The sequence below is a fragment of the Sphingomonas flavescens genome, from assembly GCF_030866745.1.
GTDB lineage: Bacteria > Pseudomonadota > Alphaproteobacteria > Sphingomonadales > Sphingomonadaceae > Sphingomicrobium > Sphingomicrobium flavescens.
The window spans coordinates 20,142-38,124 of the sequence record NZ_CP133016.1; the positions used below are offsets into that span (position 1 = coordinate 20,142).

The window sequence follows — 17,983 nt, forward strand, 5'->3', positions numbered from 1 at the left end:
GTTCTGCAGATGTGCAGAACGATAGCACGAACTCGTGGCTGACGTAAGTTGCAATTTGATACTAATTAGCAGGTCGCGCCGGGATGTCCGGACCTCGAACGAAGGGAAGCGACATGGATAAGAGTTTCAAGATCGCCCTGACGGCCTTTCTGATCACCGCAGGCGTCATCAAAGGTGCGCCCGCCTTGGCCGCACAACCGATCGAAAACGTCAGCATTGTGCGGACGGCCGATCTAGACCTGACCAGGAAGGCCGGACGAATAGCGCTTGATCATCGGCTGGCTAGCGCTGCGGCGGAAGTGTGCGGAACGGCGTCGAACGCCGATCTGGTCGGATCGAACGAGGTGCGGGAATGCAGGGCCGACGTGCTTACCAAGGCCAGGGCGGACACTGCCCAGCTAGCGAGCCGGGGCTCCATCGCCGTCGTAGCAGCCCGCTAACAGCGGCGCTGCGATCGAAGGCGGCGTCGGCTCCCCCGGCGCGGCCTTCTAGTTGTGCGGGCCCTGTCCTGGCCCTACCGGTGAGGCATGCAGGTCGAAGGCGGATGCCATTGCGGCGCGGTGCGGTTCTTCGCGGACATTAACGAGGAGCCTGTGCCGGCGCTCGACTGCAATTGCTCGGTGTGCCGGATGACCGGCTTTCTCCACATCGTCGTGCCGCATGAGAAGTTCGATCTGCTCACCGGCCGCGACGCGCTCACCAGTTATCGCTTCGGCACGGGCACCGCGGACCATCTGTTTTGCAGACATTGTGGCGTAAAAAGCTTCTACCAACCGCGTTCGCACCCGGAGGCGTGGAGTGTGAATGCCCATTGCCTCGATCAGATGCCGGAACTGGCGATCGAAACGTTCGACGGAGCGAACTGGGAACAGGCCAAGGCGAGCCTCGACGCCTGACGACCGCGCCGTTACGGCGACGCCATGCATCGCCCCCTGCGCCTGACCATCGACCGGACCGCCGTTCAGGCGAACTGGCGCTGGCTCGCCCAGCGCGCGGGCGTGGCGACCGGGGCAGCGGTCAAGGCTGACAGTTACGGGCTTGGCGCCCGGCAGGCAGTCGAGGCGCTGAGCGGCGTCGGCTGTCGCGACTTTTTCGTGTCGACCTGGGCAGAAGCTGAGGCGCTGGCTGAATTGCCGGCGGATGCGAACCTGGTTGTGCTCCACGGCGTCGGGTCCGACGATGGCGAAGCCGCGCGGAGGCTCGGTGCGCGGCCCTGCCTGAACACGGCCGAGCAGGTGGCACGCTGGAAGGAGAGCGCGCGCGACCGACCGTGCGATGTGATGATCGACACGGGCATGAACCGGCTAGGACTGCGGCCCACCGAGATCGGCCTGCTCGACGGGCTGAATATCGACACGCTGCACAGCCATCTCGCCTGTGCTGACGAGGACAGCGCGATGAACGGCATGCAGCTTGAACGATTCCGTACGGTCGCCGCCGCGGTGTCAGCAAGACGCTACAGTTTCGCGAACAGCGCTGGCGTATGCTTGGGGCGAGACTATAGCTTCGATCTCGTTCGGCCAGGTTTGGCGCTATACGGTGGAATTCCGCGGGCCGAGGCGGCAGAAAATATCCGGCAAGTGGTCCGGGTCGAGGCGCAGATCGTGCAGCGGCGCATGATCCCCGCGGGCGAAAGCTGCGGCTACGGCGCGACCTTCATCGCCGAGCACGACACCGAGGCCGCCATCCTGAACATCGGCTATGCCGATGGCTATCAATGCGGCTTCTCGTCGCACGGCTCGGCGTTTGCTGGGGAGTTTGCGCTGCCCGTGATCGGGCGCGTGTCGATGGACCTTATCGCAATCGACGTCGATGCCGCGCCGGAGCTCAGGGAAGGCGACTGGGTCGAGATCGATTACGATTTGCCTTCCGCTTCGCGCCAGTCGCGGCTTTCGCAGTACGAGCTGCTGACGACGCTCGGGAACCGCTTCGAGCGGCGCTGGATCTAGCGCGCTCTTCCGGCGGCAGCGTCTTCGGCTTGTAGCGGCAGAGGTCGGTCACCGGGCAGCGCCAGCATTCGGGCAGCCGCGCCTTGCAGGTGTAGCGACCGTGCAGGATCAGCCAGTGGTGCGCGTCACGTCGGAAGGGCTGCGGGACAATCTTTTCCAGCTTGGCCTCGACGACGTCGACATTCTTTCCCGGCGCGAGGCCGGTGCGGTTGCACACGCGGAAAACGTGGGTGTCGACGGCAAATGTCTCCTCGCCAAAGGCCGTGTTGAGGACGACGTTGGCGGTTTTGCGACCGACGCCGGGTAGTGCCTGCAGTTGCTCGCGGGTGCGCGGGATTTCGCTGCCGTGGTGGTCTATGAGCGCCTGGCTGAGCAGAATGACGTTCTTGGCCTTCGTGTTGAACAGGCCGATTGTCTTGATCGCGTCGCGCAGGTTCTTCTCGCCCAGTTCGACCATCTGTTCCGGCGTCTTGATGCGGGAGAAGAGCGGCCGCGTGGCGATGTTCACTCCAGCGTCGGTGGCTTGCGCGGATAGCACGACCGCGACGAGCAATTGGTAGGGGTTGCCGGATTCGAGCTCCGTCGTGGGCGACGGGTTCGCCTCCGCCAGCCGGCGGAAGAACTCAAACACCTCGTCGCGCTTCAACGCAGGTCGTCCAGCGCGTTGCCCAGGCGATCTAGACCCGCGGCGAAGTCGTCGGTGCTCATGCCGAAGCCGATGCGGAAATGATCGGGCATCTCGAACCAGCGGCCGGGCACGACAGCGGCATCGTAGCGGTCGTGAAGATGGTCATCGAGCCGTTGCGTGTCGCCACCGGCCCAGCGCGGGAATGCCGTGATGCCATATGCGGCCGGGGCGCATTCGAGTTGGTCGCGGCTTGCGACGAAGTCGTCGAACATGGCGCGATTGCGCGACAGCATCGCGGGCGTGTCGCCGAGCACCTCGTCGAGATGGTCGAATGCGATGCAGCCGAGGCGTTCCGCCTGATGCGCCTGATTGACGCCGAACAGATCGTTCAGGCGCCACATTCGCTCGGCAAGCTCCGGTTCGGCGAGGATCCAGCCGCAGCGTAGGCCGCTCAGACCGTAGACCTTGGTCAGGCTATTGGTGATGACGAACTCCGGACCCAGATGCGCTGCGCTTCGACCGGGGGTCGCGGAGTCGAGATAGACCTCGTCGACGAGCACGCGCGCGCCGGCCCTTTTCGCAAGGTCGCCAATCGCGCGGAGTTCGGCCTCCGAGGCCAGCGCACTGCTTGGGTTGTGCAGATTGGTCAGCACGATCAGGCGGGTGGACGCGGTTATCGCTTGCTCGACCTTGCCCGGATCGAGGCGAAAGTCTTCCGCCGGGTTGCGCTCGAACCGTTTGATCGATGTGCCAAGAAAGCTCGCGGTAGCCAAAATGGGTTCGTACGTTGGATGCTCGATCAACACGTCGTCGCCTGGCCGGACCAGCGCGGCCATGGCAAGAAAGTTGGCCATGGACGTGCCGTCGGCGGAGACGACCTGATCGACGGCGACATCGTAGCGGCGGGCAATCGCCTCGCGTAGCGGCGCGTAACGCGGATGGCTTGCCCCATCGATGTCGAGATCCGCGAGGCTGAGCGGCAGACGGTCCATGCGGAAGTGCGGGACTTCGCTGCCCGTCAGGGCGTAGCGCACCGGGCGCTTGAACTTTGCCCAATGCATATACTCCGACTGCATCATGCGGCCGCTCACCGGGCGTTCGCCTTGCGCCAGTAGAGGTAGGCCGGGACACCCGCGAGCAGGATGGCGTATCCGATCAGGCTGTTGAGCGGGTTGTTCCAGACGGTGGCGACGACGACGACCGCGCAGGCAGCGACGAAGAGGCCGGTTGTGAACGGGTGCCCGGGCGCGGAAAAGCCAACGTTGTCGTCAGCGAACTTGCGGCGGAGCACGAACAACGCTGCGCCGGTCAGCCCGAAGAAGATGAAGTCGACGGACACAACGTAGCTCAGGATCTGCCCGAAGGTGCCGGACAGCGCGATGATCGCCGCCACGGCGCCTTGCAACGCGATCGCGACGACTGGGACCTGGGTCCGTTTGCTCACCATGGCGACGGAGCGGAAGAAACTGCCGTCCTCCGCCATGGCGAAATAAACGCGCGGCGCGGTCAGCATACTCTGGCTGAGAAAACCGAGCGCGGAGATGGCAATGCCGGCGGCGATGAAGGTCGCGCCGTGCTCGCCGAAGGCGCTGCGCATCACGTCGCTGGCTGGGGTTTTCGAAGCGGCGAGGCCCGACGCGCCGAGCACGTGGACGCATACGAATGCGACGGCGGTGTAGAGGACAACGACGCCGATCACGCCGAACAGCAGGCCGCGCGTAAGATCCCGCGCCGGATCGCGCATTTCGCCGGCGACGAAGCTTGATGTCTGCCAGCCGCCGTAGGAAAACATGATGGGCGTCAAGGCGGCGCCGAGCGCGGCTATGGTCGACACGTCCGAATAAGCGATCGGGGTCGGAGCGGCCGCCGGAGCCAGCAGGAAGCCCGCCGCAACCAACGCCGCGATGGCGCCGATTTTCAGCAGCATGAGGACGCTCTGGACGTTGCTCCCTGACCGCACGCCAAGGCAGTTGATGATGGTCAGGATGCCGAGCACGCCGACCGCGAGTACATTGTCGCCAAGCGCGGACGGCAGCACGGTGTTCATGTAGCGCGCGAAGGTAATCGCGACGGCTGCCATCCCGCCCGACTGAATCACCAGCAACAGCGACCAGCCGTAGAGAAAGGCGGGCAGGGGACCGTAAGCATCGCGCAGATAGGCATATTGCCCACCGACGGCCGGGCGACGTGCAGCCAACTCTGCATAAACAAGCGCGCCGGCAAGCGCGACGATGCCACCGATCAGCCAGGCGCCGACGATCAGAAGCGGTGTTCCGACATGCCGGGCGACTTCAGCGGGCGTGACGAAGATACCTGATCCGATGATCCCGCCCATGACCAGCATGGTGGCGTCAAACGGACCGAGGCGGCGAGCCAGTCCGTGCGAATTGACGACCGGGTCGCTCACAGCGCGGCGATCACGTCCTGCATGGTGTAGAGACCGGGCGGCTTGCCGAACAGGAAGCCGACCGCCGCCAGGGCGCCGCGCGCGAAAATGCGGCGGCTGTCGGCGCGGTGCCCGAGTTCAATGCGCTCGCCTTCGGTTGCGAGGATGACGACATGCTCACCAGCGACGGAGCCGCCGCGCAGCGATGCGTAGCCGATCGTGCCAGGTTCGCGGGCGTGGGGATGCTCGCTGATACGGTCGAAGCGGCTGAGTTCTTGCACCGTCGACCCGCGACCCTTGGCAGCCGCCTGCCCAAGCATCAGCGCCGTGCCTGAGGGCGCATCGACCTTATGCCGGTGGTGCATTTCCAGGATTTCGATGTCCCAGTCAGGCCCCAGTCGGCTCGTCGCTTCTTCCACGAGCTGGCGCAGCAGGTTGACGCCCAGCGACGTGTTCGGTGCATGAATTACCGGCACCGACGTCGCCGCTTCGGCGATCATCGCATGATGATCGGGCTGCAGGCTGGTGGTGCCGACCAGGATAGGCACATTGGCCGCAATCGCGCGATCGAGGCTTCCGCGAAGTGCGTCCGGCGCGGAAAAATCGACAATGACGTCGCCATGATCCTGGTCGAGTGCGAACCGATGGTCCTCGGCGACGGCGTTGGCGATTGCCTTTCCCATCCGGCCGTCGGGTGCGATAAGGCTAATCCGGATCGGCTGGTTGGGGTCGCGCATCGCCTAGGGTTAGCGAAGCCGTTCCTGCAGCGCTAGCGCCGCTGCTGGGGCGCGCACCTTCGCGCCGTTGATCAGGAAGATGTAGGCATCGCCGCGCTCGCGCCACTGACGGGCCCGTTCCGCGAACCCGTCGAGCGTCGCCTCATCGTAGCCTGTCGGGATGTCCTCGTTCATCCGCTGTAGCCGCGCGTAGGAGAAGTCGGCTGTATCCGCTTCGATCAGCGGATAATCATCGGAGTCCTCGAAGACGATTGCGACATTCCGGCCGCGGCACAGATCGAAGAAATGCTCGTCACGAAAACTCTCGTGGCGCGGCTCGATCGCGTGGCGGAGCTTGATGCCGTCAATGCTCTCCGGAAACAGGTCGATGAAGCCGGCAATGTCGTCACGGTCGAACTGTCGACGACCGGCGAATTGCCATAGGATCGGGCCGAGCTTGGGACCGAGCGCCGCAAAACCTTGCGCGCAGAAATTGCCGATGCCTTCCGCGCCTTCGGCAAGCTTCGATCGCATCACGCAGAAGCGTGAGCCCTTGATCGCGAACTGGAAGCCGTCCGGGACCGTCTTCGCCCAGGTTTCCCAGCTTTTCGGCTTCTGCCGGCCGTAGAAGGTCGCGTTGATCTCGATCGCGCCCATCTTGCTCGCGGCATATTCAAGCTCTTTCGCCTGCGCGAGCTTGTCCGGATAGAAGACCCCGCGCCACGGCGGGAACGTCCAGCCGCCAATGCCGATGCGGATCGTGCCTTCGCTCATCGTGATTCCGCTCCTACTGAGGTTGCATGACCATTCGCAACATCGTGATCCTCACGGGCGCCGGCGTGTCGGCCGAAAGCGGCCTCGCGACATTTCGTGGACCCGACGGCCTATGGGAGGGACATCGTGTCGAGGATGTTTGCACGCCCGACGCGTATGCGCGCGATCCGGCGTTAGTCCATGCGTTCTACGACGCCCGGCGGGCAAAGGTCGGAAGCGTCCGGCCGAATGCGGCACATGAAGCTCTGGCGCGCCTTGATGCTGAATGGCCGGGCGAACTGCTCCTGGTGACACAGAATGTCGACGATCTTCACGAACGCGCAGGGTCGAAGCGCTTGCATCACATGCACGGCGAATTGACCCGTGGCTGGTGCCTCGCGTGCGATCGACGGATCGACTGGAGCGGACCGATGGGTGAGACGGCTACGTGCCCTGCATGCAGTTCGGTGGGGCAGGTTCGGCCGGACATCGTCTGGTTCGGCGAGATGCCGTACGACATGGACCGGATCGACGATGCGCTGCGTGCCTGCGACCTGTTCGTGTCGATCGGCACGTCGGGCGCCGTCTATCCGGCGGCCGGTTTCGTCCAGACTGCGCGCTATTGCGGCGCGCGGACACTTGAAATCAATCTTGAGCCCAGCCTGGGCAGTCACCTGTTCGATGAGGGCCGCATCGGCCCGGCCAGTGTTGAAGTGCCGAAGTGGGTGGCGGAAATGCTGGCTTAGTCGGCCCACTCCAGGCCGATGTCGCGGTAGAGCGAGCGGTCCTCATCCCAGCGAGGGTTGACCTTCACATGTAGGAAGAGGTGGACCGGACGCCCCAGGTGCTGCGCGATCTCTTCGCGTGCGCCCGCGCCGATGGCCTTGAGGCGTCGTCCGCCCTTGCCAATTACGATCGCCTTCTGACTGTCGCGCTCGACAAGGATCTGCTGGCGGATTTCGGTCGAGCCGTCGGGACGGTCCTGCCAGGTCTCGGTTTCCACGGCCGTCGCATAAGGCAGTTCCTGGTGCAGCTGGTTGACGATCTGCTCGCGCGTAAGCTCGGCAGCGACCATCCGGTCGGTGGCGTCCGAGATGTCGTCCTCCGGGTAGAGCCACGGGCCCGTGGGCATGGCGGTCGCGAGCACCTGCTTAAGATCAGCGACGCCGTCGCCCTGGGCGGCGCTGATCATGAACACGTTGTCGGGACTGAGCCGCTGGGTGAGATCGGCCGCGATTGCCAGAAGCTTTTCCTTGGCGACCAGATCGATTTTGTTGAGCACGAGGATCAATGGATGCTGCCGGTCGCCCAGTGCAGCGATAATCCGCTCAACCTCGGCGCTAAGGTAAGCCGCTGCGTCGATTACCAGCAGGATTAGGTCGGCATCCTGCGCCCCCGTCCAGGCCGCAGCAACCATCGCCCGATCCAGTCGCCGGCGGGGTTCGAAGATGCCCGGCGTATCGACGAGCAGAATTTGAGACTCGCCGGAAATTGCGATGCCCATCAGTCGCGCGCGGGTGGTTTGCGCCTTGGGGCTAACGATCGCGACCTTCTGCCCAACCAGGGCATTGACCAGCGTCGACTTGCCCGCGTTCGGGGCGCCGATCACGGCAACGAAGCCGGCACGCTGCTCGCTCATTGAACTTGCGCCAGCAAGGCAGCGGCCGCCGCCGTCTCGGCTTCCTGCTTGCTCGCTCCCTCCGCACTGGCTTCCCCAAGCGTTCGCACGGAAACGCGGACGGTGAACCGCGGCGCGTGATGGGCGCCGGTTCTTGCCGTAACTTCGTACATGGGAGCCTTGACGCCCTTGGCCGCGGCCAGTTCCTGAAGCGCGGACTTGGGATGTTGCGGCGCTTTGCGCTGACTGGAAAGTTCTTCGTCCCAAAGGCGCAGGATCAGTCGCTGTGCCGGCTCAAGCCCGCCGTCGAGATAGAGCGCGCCGATCAATGCCTCGACCACGTCACCGACGACATTGTCGCTTTCACTCGCCCGATCTTCGCGCGCTTGCCGACCGAGGCGAATGAGCGGCGGCAGGCCGATTTCCCGACCGTTCTCGGCGCAGGTGCCGCGATCGACGAGCGCGTTGTAGCGCTTCGACAAATGGCCTTCGGGCTCGTTCGGGTATCGGTCGTAAAGCGCGCGGGCGATGACCATGCCGAGCACGCGATCACCGAGAAATTCCAGCCGCTCATAGCTATCCCCGCCGACGCTGGAGTGCGTCAAAGCCATTTCGAACAGGCGCAGGTCGGCCGGCTCGTGCCCCAGCCGGTCGCGGACGAAGGCGGCGACGTCGCTCATCGAGGTGCGTCCGCGTAGCCGTTTCCGATGCGTTGAGTCCGCAGCGCACTGAACCAGGTCCAGGGCTTGAACCATGAGGCGCCTCCATCGGTCGACCAGAAAGTAACTAGCGCGCGTCCGATGAGATTTTGCGTGGGGACCATGCCGACGCCGCCCTCGGCTGCCTGAAACCTGCTGTCCAGACTGTCGTCGCGGTTATCACCCATCAGGAAGACGTGGCCTGGCGGAACGATCACCGGTGCGAAGTCGTCGGCGACCCCATGTTCGACCTGGTCGAGAACCGTGTAGCTTGGCCCAGCCGGGAGCGTTTCCCGGAATGAGCGGTAGAGACAGTAGCCCTGACCATTGACCACGGCCAAGGCTGGCGCGGCAGGCGGAACGACGCGGCATGGACTGTTGGCAGTGACAGCGATGCGCGCGAAACCGAGCGGCTCCTGTGCCAGTAGCCGACCATTCAAGATCACGCGCCCGTCACGAACGGCGACCGTATCTCCAGGCAGTCCGATGACGCGCTTGATGAGGTCGGAATCCTCGGTCGGATGGCGGAAGACGACGACGTCGCCACGCTTGGGAAGGTGACTGAAGATGCGGCCATCGAACGCCGGAAAGCCGAATGGGAAGCTGTAGCGGGAAAAGCCGTACGGCCATTTCGCGACCGCCAGGTAGTCGCCGATATACAGGGTCGGAAGCATTGAGCCCGAGGGGATGTTGAACGGCGCGATGATGAAAGCGCGGAACATCCAGGCGGCGATGGCGACGATCAGGATGAAGCGGGCCAGCGAGCCTGCCGTTTCGCCTTTTTCAGGCTGCAGAGGCGGAGCGTTCGTTTCCGGCGATGTCGGGCTGGTAGCCATCGCGCGCTTGTTTCCGCCCGATGGGAACCCGTCAAGCGGGGTGGCAATCGCCCGTCCGGACACTATGTGCGGCCAACATGGCAGAAACGACGATCAGGCGGCTCGAAACCCTCTTCAACGATGAGCCGGATCGACTCAGCCGGCTAAGCTTCGACGTCGCCGGGATTTATTTCGACTTTTCGAAGACCCACCTCGATTCGAACATTCTCACCCTCGGGGTCCGGCGTAGCGAAAAGATGGGCTTCGCTTCCGCGCGCGAGGCGCTGTTCAACGGCGGCGTGGTCAACCCCAGTGAAGGCCGCCCCGCCACGCACGTGGCCGAACGCGGCAGTGGGTCACCTGAGGACGTGGACGTGGCCCAAGCGCGGCGACTACGGATGCGGGCGCTGGTCGACGCCATCGAGGCAGGTGCGTTCGGCGATATCACGGGCATCTTGCACATTGGCATCGGCGGCTCCGTGCTCGGTCCTGCCCTCGCGGTAGACGCACTCGGCCGCCGCCGCTCAGGGCTCAACGTCCGTTTTCTTTCCAACATTGACGGCGCGGCCTTCGACGACGCCGTCCGGACGCTGGATCCGGCAACCACGCTGATCGTCGTTGCGTCGAAGACATTCACAACCCTCGAAACGATGACCAACCTCGACGCCGCGCGGGCATGGCTCAGCGACGCCGGTGTTGACGATCCAGATGGAAGGATCATCGCACTGACGGCCAAGCCCGAGGCAGCAGCCGAGCGAGGGGTCGACGATACACGCATCCTTGTTTTCGGCGAAGGCGTCGGGGGCCGCTATTCGCTGTGGAGCGCGGTCGGGCTGACCATCGCCTTGGCGCTTGGGTGGGACGCGTTCGAGGAGATGCTTGAGGGTGCGGCCGAGATGGACCGTCACTTCCGCTTTGCCGATCCCGCATCCAACGTTCCGCTAATCGCTGCTTTCGCCGACCGCTTTTATGTCGAGGAGCAAGGCTGCCAGACGCGAGCGCTGTTCGCTTACGACGAGCGCCTGCGCCTACTGCCGTTCTACCTACAGCAGTTGGAAATGGAATCGAATGGCAAGTCCGTCACCGTCAATGGCGACCCGGTGGAGTCGACCGCACCCGTGACGTGGGGCGGCACCGGGACGGACGCGCAGCACGCGGTATTCCAATTGCTGCACCAGGGGACGGTGCTGGTTCCGGTCGAGTTCGTGGCGGTGACTGAGGGCGACGATGCGCAGGATCCCGAGCAACATCGCCTGCTGTTGCTCAATGCCTTCGCGCAGGGGGCGGCGCTTATGGAAGGGCGGACGAGCGACGACCCGCAGCGCACCTATCCCGGCAACCGCCCGAGCACGTCGATCTTGCTCAGTGTACTCGACGGCCGTGCGCTTGGCGCTTTGATCGCCTTTTACGAGCACCGCACATTCGCCAATGCAGTGCTTCTGGGTATCAATCCGTTCGATCAGTTCGGCGTCGAACTGGGCAAGGACATTGCACGCAAGCTTGCCGATGACGACGGCGAAGCGACGCTGGACGCGTCCACGCGCGCGCTGATGGAAAGAGCAGGAATCTGATGGCCGACTTCGACCTTTTCGTCATCGGCGCCGGCTCGGGCGGCGTTCGCGCTTCGCGCGTCTCGGCAGCCTATGGCGCCCGGGTAGCTATCGCGGAGGAGTATAAGGTCGGGGGTACATGCGTCATCCGTGGCTGCGTGCCCAAGAAGCTGCTCGTTTACGGCGCGCACTTTGCGGAGGATCTCGACGATGCGGCGATGTTCGGCTGGGACGTCCCGCAAAAACGGTTCGATTGGCAGGTCCTGCGCGACAACGTGCTTGCCGAAGTCGGCCGTCTGGAGGGCGCCTACACCGAAACGTTGACCAATCACGACGTCACAATCTTCCACGAGCGCGCGGTGGTCACCGGACCAAATTCGGTGCGGCTGGCGAGCGGTAGGGAGGTCACGGCCGACAAGATCCTGATTGCAACCGGCGCGACACCTGTTTTGCCGAACATCGAGGGTGTCGAGCATGCGATCACCTCGAACGAGGTTTTTCTGCTCGAGAAGCTCCCCAAGCGCATCGTCATCGTGGGCGGCGGCTACATCGCCAATGAATTTGCCGGCATCTTCCATCAGTTCGGTAGCCACGTCACGCTGGTAAACCGGACCGACGTCATCCTTCGCCACTACGATCAGCAGCTCGTCGACAGGCTCATGCAGATCTCGCTGCGCAAGGGTATCGACTTCAAGTTCAACGCTCTCATCGAGAGGGTCGAGAAGCGTGACGATGGTACGCTTCATGTTTCGATGAGCGGTTGCGACGATTTCGATGCCGACGCGGTGCTGTTTGCAACGGGGCGGCATCCGCACACCTCCGGCCTCGGGCTGGAGGATGTCGCCGTTAAGATGGGCGACAATGGCCGCATCGTCGTTGACGACGACAATCGCACGTCCGTGCCTTCGATCTTCGCGGTTGGGGACGTGACCGATCGAGTGCAGCTGACGCCGGTCGCGATCCGCGAGGGCCAGGCCTTTGCCGATACCTATTTCGGCAAGAAGCCGCATAAGGTCGATTACAACTGCATACCTTCGGCGGTATTCAGCCACCCTCCTCTCGCAGGCGTCGGTCTCACCGAAAGCCAGGCGCGGGAGAAGCTGGGGCAGGTGAAGACATATACCTCGGACTTCCGAGCGATGAAGAATGTTCTCGCGGGGCGGAATGAGCGCTCGCTCTACAAGCTTGTGGTCGACGAGTTGACCGAGCGGATCGTCGGCATTCACATGATCGGTCCCGATGCGCCCGAAATTCTTCAGGCAGCCGCAATTGCGGTGAAAGGCCAGCTGAAGAAGTCGGATTTCGACGCAACGGTTGCGCTCCATCCGACCATGGCCGAAGAACTCGTTCTCATGCGCTGAGGCGCGGTCCGGGGGGACATTTGCACGACGCGATCATCATCGGCGCCGGCCATAATGGCCTGACCTGCGCTCATTACCTTGCCAAGCGCGGCCTTAAGGTCGCCGTCCTTGAGGCAGCAGGTACGGTCGGCGGGGCGGCCGTCACGGACGAGTTTCTACCCGGCTTCCGCAATTCCGCCGCCAGCTATACCGTCAGCCTGCTGCAGCCGAAGGTCATTCGCGACATGGATCTTGAACGGCATGGCCTGAAGGTCGTGCTGCGCAAGACGGACAATTTCTTGCCGGGGGATGGGCAATACCTCCTTGCGGGCCGTGGAGGTCTCACGCGCAAGGAAATTGCCCGGCATCACAAACCGGATGCCGAAGGCTACGATCGCTACATCGCGGAACTCGAGACCGTGGTGCGGCTGCTCAAGAAGTGGCTGCTTCGGGCTCCGCCGAACGTCGGTCGCCGCCTGAGCGCAATTCCCAAGCTCCTCACTCTTGGCCGCGACATGGCTGGTCTGACATTGGCCGAAACCCGCGTGGTGCACGACTTCGCTCTACGGAGCGCGACGGAGATTCTTGATCGCCACTTCGAGCACGACCTGACCAAAGCGCTGTTCGGGTTCGACGGCGTCGTCGGCAATTTCGCATCGCCCGACGCGCCAGGGACGGCTTACGTGTTGCTCCACCATCTGTTCGGTGAAGCCGCTGGCGTACCGGGCGCTTGGGGTCACGCTATCGGCGGCATGGGGGCAATCACCCAGGCGATGGCTCGCGCCTGCCGCGAGGCAGGCGTGGACATCGTCCTGAATACGCCGGTTGAGGAGATCATCGTTGCGAACGGGCGTGCCGCCGGAGTGGTTGCGGATGGCAAAGCTTGGCAGGCAGCAAATATTGTCGGCGGCGTAAATCCTCGGTTGCTGTTCGACCGGCTGCTGCCGCGTGGTGCTGTGGATGACGACGTGTCGCGCCGCATGCACGGCTGGAAGTGCGAAAGCGCGACCTTCCGGATGAACGTCGCCCTGTCAGAGCTTCCTAAGTTCACGGTGTTGCCGAAAAAGGGAAACCACCTGACCGCGGGCATCATCATGGCGCCGAGCCTCGATTACATGCACCGTGCCTATCTCGACGCCGCGAATGATGGCTGGTCGAAACAACCGATCATCGAGATGCTTATCCCCTCGACGCTGGACACCACACTGGCACCGAAGGGCAGGCACGTCGCCAGCCTGTTCTGTCAGCATTTCCGCTACGACCTTGGTCCGAAACGCGACTGGGACAAGGAGCGCGAGAAGGCCGCCGATCATGTGATCGCGACCGTGGACGCGCACGCGCCCGGCTTCAGCGCGTCGGTGCTCGGCCGACAGATACATTCTCCGTTGGACCTCGAACGCCGCTTTGGCCTGATTGGGGGCGACATCTTCCACGGCAAGATGGGGCTCGACCAGCTGTTCAGCGCACGGCCGATGATCGGTGCCGCTGATTACCGAATGCCGCTAAAGGGTCTGTACCTCTGCGGCTCAGGCGCGCACCCAGGCGGCGGAGTCACGGGGGCGCCCGGGCACAACGCGGCGCAGGCGATATTGGCCGACCGTAAGCCCTGGGCACGGCGCCGATGAAGCCGTTGCAGGGAATCAAGGTTCTGGACCTCAGCCGCGTCCTTGCGGGACCGTGGTGCACACAACTCCTTGCGGACCTGGGCGCTGAGGTGATCAAGATCGAACGACCGGGCGTGGGGGACGACACGCGTCATTGGGGGCCGCCCTGGTTCGGCGACGGCGAGGACCGGGTTGCTGCCTATTTTCTGAGCTGCAACCGCGGGAAGCGATCCGCCGCCATCGACTTCGCCCAACCTGACGGGGCGAACCTGGTGCGCCGGCTTGCCGATCAGGCGGATGTCGTCGTGGAAAATTTCAAGGTTGGCGGGCTGCGCAAGTTTGGGTTGGATGCCGAGACACTGCGGAAGGCCAATCCGCGGCTTATCTACGCCTCGATCACGGGCTTCGGTCAGGACGGACCCTATGCCGACCGCGCAGGTTACGATTTCATCATCCAGGGCATGGGTGGGATGATGAGCGTCACGGGTTTGCCTGACGGCGAGCCGGGCGGTGCGCCGATGCGGGCAGGCGTCGCGATCGTGGACCTGTTCACCGGCATGTATACCAGCGTGTCGATCCTCGCCGCGCTGTTCAACCGCGAACGGACAGGGGAGGGGGCGACGATCGACATGGCCCTCTTCGATACGCAGATTGCGGTCATGGCGAACCAAGCGTCCAATGCGCTGGTGTCCGGACGGGATCCGCCTCGTCAGGGCAACACGCATCCGAACATCGTTCCCTACCAGCCGTTCGATGCCGCGGATCAGCCGATCATCATCGCGGTCGGGAACGACCGGCAGTTCGGGCGCCTGGCGTCAATCTGCGGCCACGAGGAATGGATCACGGATCCTCGCTTTGCTACGAACGAAGCACGCGTGGCCAACCGCTCGGAACTCGTGCCCCTGGTCGCACAGTCGATTGCGACGAGACCGGCCGCCGAATGGCTCGAGGCGCTGGAAAAGTCGGGTATCCCGGCGGGGCCGATCAACCGCCTGACGCAGGCGCTCGAAGACGTTCAAATCCAGCATCGGCAGATGGTCCGGGCGATCGCCGGGGTACCGCAGGTGGGATCGCCGGTCCGGATCGATGGCGAGCGAACGGACGCGGAACTGCCGCCGCCAAAACTTGGTCAGCACACCGCGCAGGTGCTCGACGATCTCCGCCTGCAATCCGCCGAGATCGACCGCCTCAAAGCCGCTGGAATCGTCGGCTGAGCTCTACTTCCCGACCTTGCTCGCGCCCTCGACCAACAGGTCGAGTTGCTTCTGACAGCCCTTGTCCACCAGCACCTGCGCCGAACCGACAAGGTCCGCAGGCGGGGAAGAGACGCTAACCAGTTCAAGCTTGTTAGTGTCGCCACCATCCGGCCATTCAACCGAATATTCCGCGCCGCTCTTCAAAGGCAACGCGGCAGGCCACGCAGCCAGCGCCTTGCCAGCCGCCCAGCTGAGCTGCTGCGCCTGACCGTCCTGCGAGCGAATGGTGACCGTCAGCGCACCTTCGCTGTCGGGCCGCCATAGTTGCAGTTTGTTGTTGGCGACGCAGACTTTGCCGCTCGTCGTCGCGTCCGCGTCCCAGATGCTGGGGTTGTGCGCGACCTCGGCGGCACGCAGCGCACCGAAGCGGCCGCGTTGACCGGCCGCCGACGCAAGCGTCACCTGCTTAGCATCGAAATTGCCGGGACCGCGAAGCGTTTGCGCGCTCGCCGGGCCGATGACTGTCAGGATATCCCCGCCCTGGAGGTTGATCTTCGCTGTTTCCGACAATGTCTTGCCCGGCGGGTAAGCCTTCGCCGAAGGACCCAGCGACTTCACCACTACCACGCTTGCAGCGGACGCGGTTGAACCGGCCATTGCCACCGCGGCGATGCCCCACAGCATAAGCTTCCGCATTATCCCAGCTCCTCGTCTAATCCGCAAAAACTGCATTGCCCCGTCAGCTTTCCGAGCTGCGGCCGAGTCGAATTCCGGTGTCGCTTTAACGGTAAATTATGCTTTCATTTAACCGAGGTCAATTAATCGCCCGTCGGTTGCGGCGATTAAGCGCTCTTTGGCCGGCGATCCGCGGCCGTCTGGTTAAAACCCAGCAGCCTTTCCAGGCTCTCGATGCGTGTCGCATTGTCCGCGATGAGTTGCGCCACATCCTGCTCGCGCGCTTCGCGTTTAATGACCGTCCGGATCGCGCGAGCGATTGATTCCGAAACTTCCTTCAACGCCTTTTGCTCGTCACGGCTCGGGATCGAGCCGTCGGGGCGAGGCCCAACCAGCAGATAACCGATCGGCTCTTCCCGGTCGGAGCTGGGCACGAGCGGGATGCGGATGGGAAACTGCCGGTCGCGCGGTTCGCAGCTATCGGTCTTATAGTCCTGCGCAACGCCGCTCGTTCGCCAATTCTCGACATCGTCGGTCGAAAGCCCGGCGGCCCGCATGACGCAGCCATTGACGATCAATGCGCCGCGGATCGCGCGGACGCCGCGGCCGACCCGCGCCAAAATTTCCTCTAGCATCTCGTTGAGTGATGCCGTCTCGCGCATGTCCCGGACGACTTCAGGCAGATCGTCGCGGAGAAGGAATAGATTGCGCTGGAACCGCTGTTCCGACCAGCGTTGCACCCGATCCTGAATCGGATTGACCAGGACCGTCGAAAGCGCCGCCGCGAAAATCACCGGTCCTTCGCTGTCGGTGTTGCCGTAGTAATTGTAGATAATCTGCTTCAGCCCGTCGGCTGTTGCCGCAAAGACGGCCGCGACCGTCACCGTGATCAGTGCGACATTGGCCGATTTACTGATGACGAAATCCGCATCGTAAAGACGATAGCGGAGGAGGGCGATGAGCAGACCGATCTGCAGCGTCAACACCGCGAGCGCGAAACTTATGCCGGCGCCGATCTCAATGAGCAGCTGTTCGCCGAAGCTACCCGCAGACCATTTCATGTAATCCGCGACGATCGAGACGCAGCGCAGCATGGCATAACCGGTGATGCCGAGGAGCGCCCATCGGATCTGCTGCCGCTGCTCACTGGAGTCGGTTACTCGCAGGTAGCGCAGCAGAGACAGGACGGCGACGACCATGAAGCCGATGAAGAACGTCTGGTAAACCGTACCATGCAGCAGCATCAGGACGGGCAGGAGGGCGATTAGCGTCACGCGACGCCATGACAGATTTCCGTGCGGGAAGAGCATGATCCCGGCCAGCAGCAGCACATTGCCAAGATCGAAGATCGCGACGTTGAGCCAGCGGGGCACCCCTGCGAACGCGAGCAATGTCGCGGAAGGCTGCTCAGCGCCGATGGTCAGTAGCACGGCGAGGGACAGGACTGAACTGACCGCGTCACGGGAATTGCGATGGTGGAGAAGCCAGGCTGCCCACAGCAGAAACGGGTAGGCGAGCACGTGGAGCAGGTCGATGAAGCTCAGCCAGCGCGTTGAAACACCCAGTGCCCGCGCACCGGCGTCAATGTGATTATCTCCGGTGGTGACCGTCACGTCGCGCACGCGGCCACTGCGATCGCGAACGGTGAGGGGCACCTCTGCGCTGTCCGTTCCAAACAGCAGGTTTCCCAAGGTTATGTAGGCAGGATCGTTGGCGTGCTGGGCCAACGTTTCTTCGTTGACCGGCATCCGCTTCGGCAATGGCAAGCCATAAATGGCGATGATCTTGTCGCCGGCAACGATCCCCGCTCCCGCAGCCTGGGGTCCGACCGTGAAGCGCACAACCGTGGCGTCGCTCGGCGAAACGGCGAACCCGGCCCGGCTGCCGAGAAGAAGCTGCGAATTGTTGGCGGGCGCCGTGTATCGAAGATAGAAGCCGCCAACAGATCCACCGAGCGCGAGTGCGAACGCTAGAATCCATAGGATCGTAAAGGCGACCCGGACGGGCGTGTTGAACGGCGGCACGCTTGGCGGGAGACGCCAGCCGTCCGTCAAT

Annotated in this window: 17 protein-coding genes and 1 pseudogene; 8 read left to right on the forward strand and 10 right to left on the reverse strand. The window is 63.6% G+C overall.

Going from position 1 to position 17,983, the window contains the following annotated elements:
- Positions 1-113: 113 nt before the first annotated feature.
- From QU596_RS00110 to alr, 3 genes and pseudogenes are all read left to right on the forward strand, one after another.
- A complete protein-coding gene (locus tag QU596_RS00110) occupies positions 114-440 on the forward strand; it encodes a UrcA family protein (RefSeq protein WP_308516216.1) in 327 nt (108 codons plus the stop codon).
- An 87-nt stretch (positions 441-527) separates the two neighbouring features.
- Entirely contained in the window at positions 528-896 is a 369-nt protein-coding gene (locus tag QU596_RS00115) for a GFA family protein (RefSeq protein ID WP_308516218.1), read from the forward strand.
- A 24-nt stretch (positions 897-920) separates the two neighbouring features.
- Positions 921-1,943, forward strand: a pseudogene (gene alr, locus QU596_RS00120) (alanine racemase); the annotation flags it as partial.
- On the opposite strand, the gene nth reads toward alr, so the two are convergent.
- From nth to QU596_RS00145, 5 genes are read right to left on the reverse strand one after another with little or no spacing between them, the layout of a single operon-like run.
- Positions 1,828-2,595 carry an endonuclease III gene (gene nth / locus QU596_RS00125; RefSeq protein WP_308516220.1) on the reverse strand — a complete coding sequence of 256 codons (768 nt, stop codon included), beginning with the start codon at positions 2,593-2,595 and terminating at the stop codon, positions 1,828-1,830. The pseudogene alr and the gene nth overlap by 116 nt on opposite strands.
- A complete protein-coding gene (locus QU596_RS00130; RefSeq protein ID WP_308516222.1) occupies positions 2,592-3,668 on the reverse strand; it encodes a pyridoxal phosphate-dependent aminotransferase in 1,077 nt (358 codons plus the stop codon). Before QU596_RS00130 ends, nth begins: the two co-directional genes overlap by 4 nt.
- Positions 3,665-4,984, reverse strand: coding sequence for an APC family permease (locus QU596_RS00135; RefSeq protein ID WP_308516224.1), 1,320 nt, complete (start codon positions 4,982-4,984; stop codon positions 3,665-3,667). The genes QU596_RS00130 and QU596_RS00135 overlap by 4 nt, the downstream gene beginning before the upstream one ends.
- A complete protein-coding gene (gene dapB, locus QU596_RS00140; RefSeq protein ID WP_308516226.1) occupies positions 4,981-5,700 on the reverse strand; it encodes a 4-hydroxy-tetrahydrodipicolinate reductase in 720 nt (239 codons plus the stop codon). The genes QU596_RS00135 and dapB overlap by 4 nt, the downstream gene beginning before the upstream one ends.
- Positions 5,701-5,709: 9 nt before the next feature.
- Positions 5,710-6,453 carry a DUF72 domain-containing protein gene (locus QU596_RS00145; protein WP_308516227.1) on the reverse strand — a complete coding sequence of 248 codons (744 nt, stop codon included), beginning with the start codon at positions 6,451-6,453 and terminating at the stop codon, positions 5,710-5,712.
- 26 nt (positions 6,454-6,479) lie between these two features.
- Between QU596_RS00145 and QU596_RS00150 the strand changes: the two genes are divergently transcribed.
- A complete protein-coding gene (locus QU596_RS00150; RefSeq protein ID WP_308516229.1) occupies positions 6,480-7,178 on the forward strand; it encodes an NAD-dependent deacylase in 699 nt (232 codons plus the stop codon).
- On the opposite strand, the gene era is transcribed toward QU596_RS00150, so the two are convergent.
- The 3 genes from era to lepB are packed head-to-tail and all read right to left on the reverse strand — an operon-like array spanning position 7,175 to position 9,584.
- Positions 7,175-8,071: a GTPase Era gene (era, locus tag QU596_RS00155; protein ID WP_308516231.1), complete on the reverse strand. Its 897-nt coding sequence runs from the start codon at positions 8,069-8,071 to the stop codon at positions 7,175-7,177. The two genes, QU596_RS00150 and era, sit on opposite strands and share 4 nt — an antisense overlap.
- On the reverse strand, positions 8,068-8,730 hold the full coding sequence (rnc, locus tag QU596_RS00160; protein WP_308516233.1) for a ribonuclease III: 663 nt from the start codon (positions 8,728-8,730) through the stop codon (positions 8,068-8,070). The genes era and rnc overlap by 4 nt, the downstream gene beginning before the upstream one ends.
- Positions 8,727-9,584, reverse strand: coding sequence for a signal peptidase I (gene lepB, locus QU596_RS00165; RefSeq protein ID WP_308516235.1), 858 nt, complete (start codon positions 9,582-9,584; stop codon positions 8,727-8,729). Before lepB ends, rnc begins: the two co-directional genes overlap by 4 nt.
- Before the next feature lie 77 nt (positions 9,585-9,661).
- On the opposite strand from lepB, the gene pgi reads away from it, so the two are divergent.
- The 4 genes from pgi to QU596_RS00185 are packed head-to-tail and all read left to right on the forward strand — an operon-like array spanning position 9,662 to position 15,271.
- Positions 9,662-11,134 carry a glucose-6-phosphate isomerase gene (gene pgi, locus QU596_RS00170; RefSeq protein WP_308516237.1) on the forward strand — a complete coding sequence of 491 codons (1,473 nt, stop codon included), beginning with the start codon at positions 9,662-9,664 and terminating at the stop codon, positions 11,132-11,134.
- Positions 11,134-12,474, forward strand: a complete 1,341-nt coding sequence (gorA, locus tag QU596_RS00175) for a glutathione-disulfide reductase (protein WP_308516239.1) — start codon at positions 11,134-11,136, stop codon at positions 12,472-12,474. Before pgi ends, gorA begins: the two co-directional genes overlap by 1 nt.
- Positions 12,475-12,494: 20 nt before the next feature.
- The gene (locus tag QU596_RS00180) at positions 12,495-14,078 is read left to right on the forward strand and encodes a phytoene desaturase family protein (protein ID WP_308516241.1); all 1,584 of its coding nucleotides are present in this window, start codon (positions 12,495-12,497) and stop codon (positions 14,076-14,078) included.
- Positions 14,075-15,271, forward strand: coding sequence for a CaiB/BaiF CoA transferase family protein (locus tag QU596_RS00185; RefSeq protein WP_308516242.1), 1,197 nt, complete (start codon positions 14,075-14,077; stop codon positions 15,269-15,271). The genes QU596_RS00180 and QU596_RS00185 overlap by 4 nt, the downstream gene beginning before the upstream one ends.
- 3 nt (positions 15,272-15,274) lie before the next feature.
- Here QU596_RS00185 and QU596_RS00190 read toward each other — a convergent pair whose 3' ends face one another.
- Both QU596_RS00190 and QU596_RS00195 read right to left on the reverse strand, forming a co-directional pair.
- Entirely contained in the window at positions 15,275-15,949 is a 675-nt protein-coding gene (locus QU596_RS00190; RefSeq protein WP_308516243.1) for a hypothetical protein, read from the reverse strand.
- A gap of 146 nt (positions 15,950-16,095) precedes the next feature.
- The gene (locus QU596_RS00195; RefSeq protein WP_308516244.1) at positions 16,096-17,982 is read right to left on the reverse strand and encodes a hypothetical protein; all 1,887 of its coding nucleotides are present in this window, start codon (positions 17,980-17,982) and stop codon (positions 16,096-16,098) included.
- Between the last annotated feature and the right edge of the window lies 1 nt (position 17,983).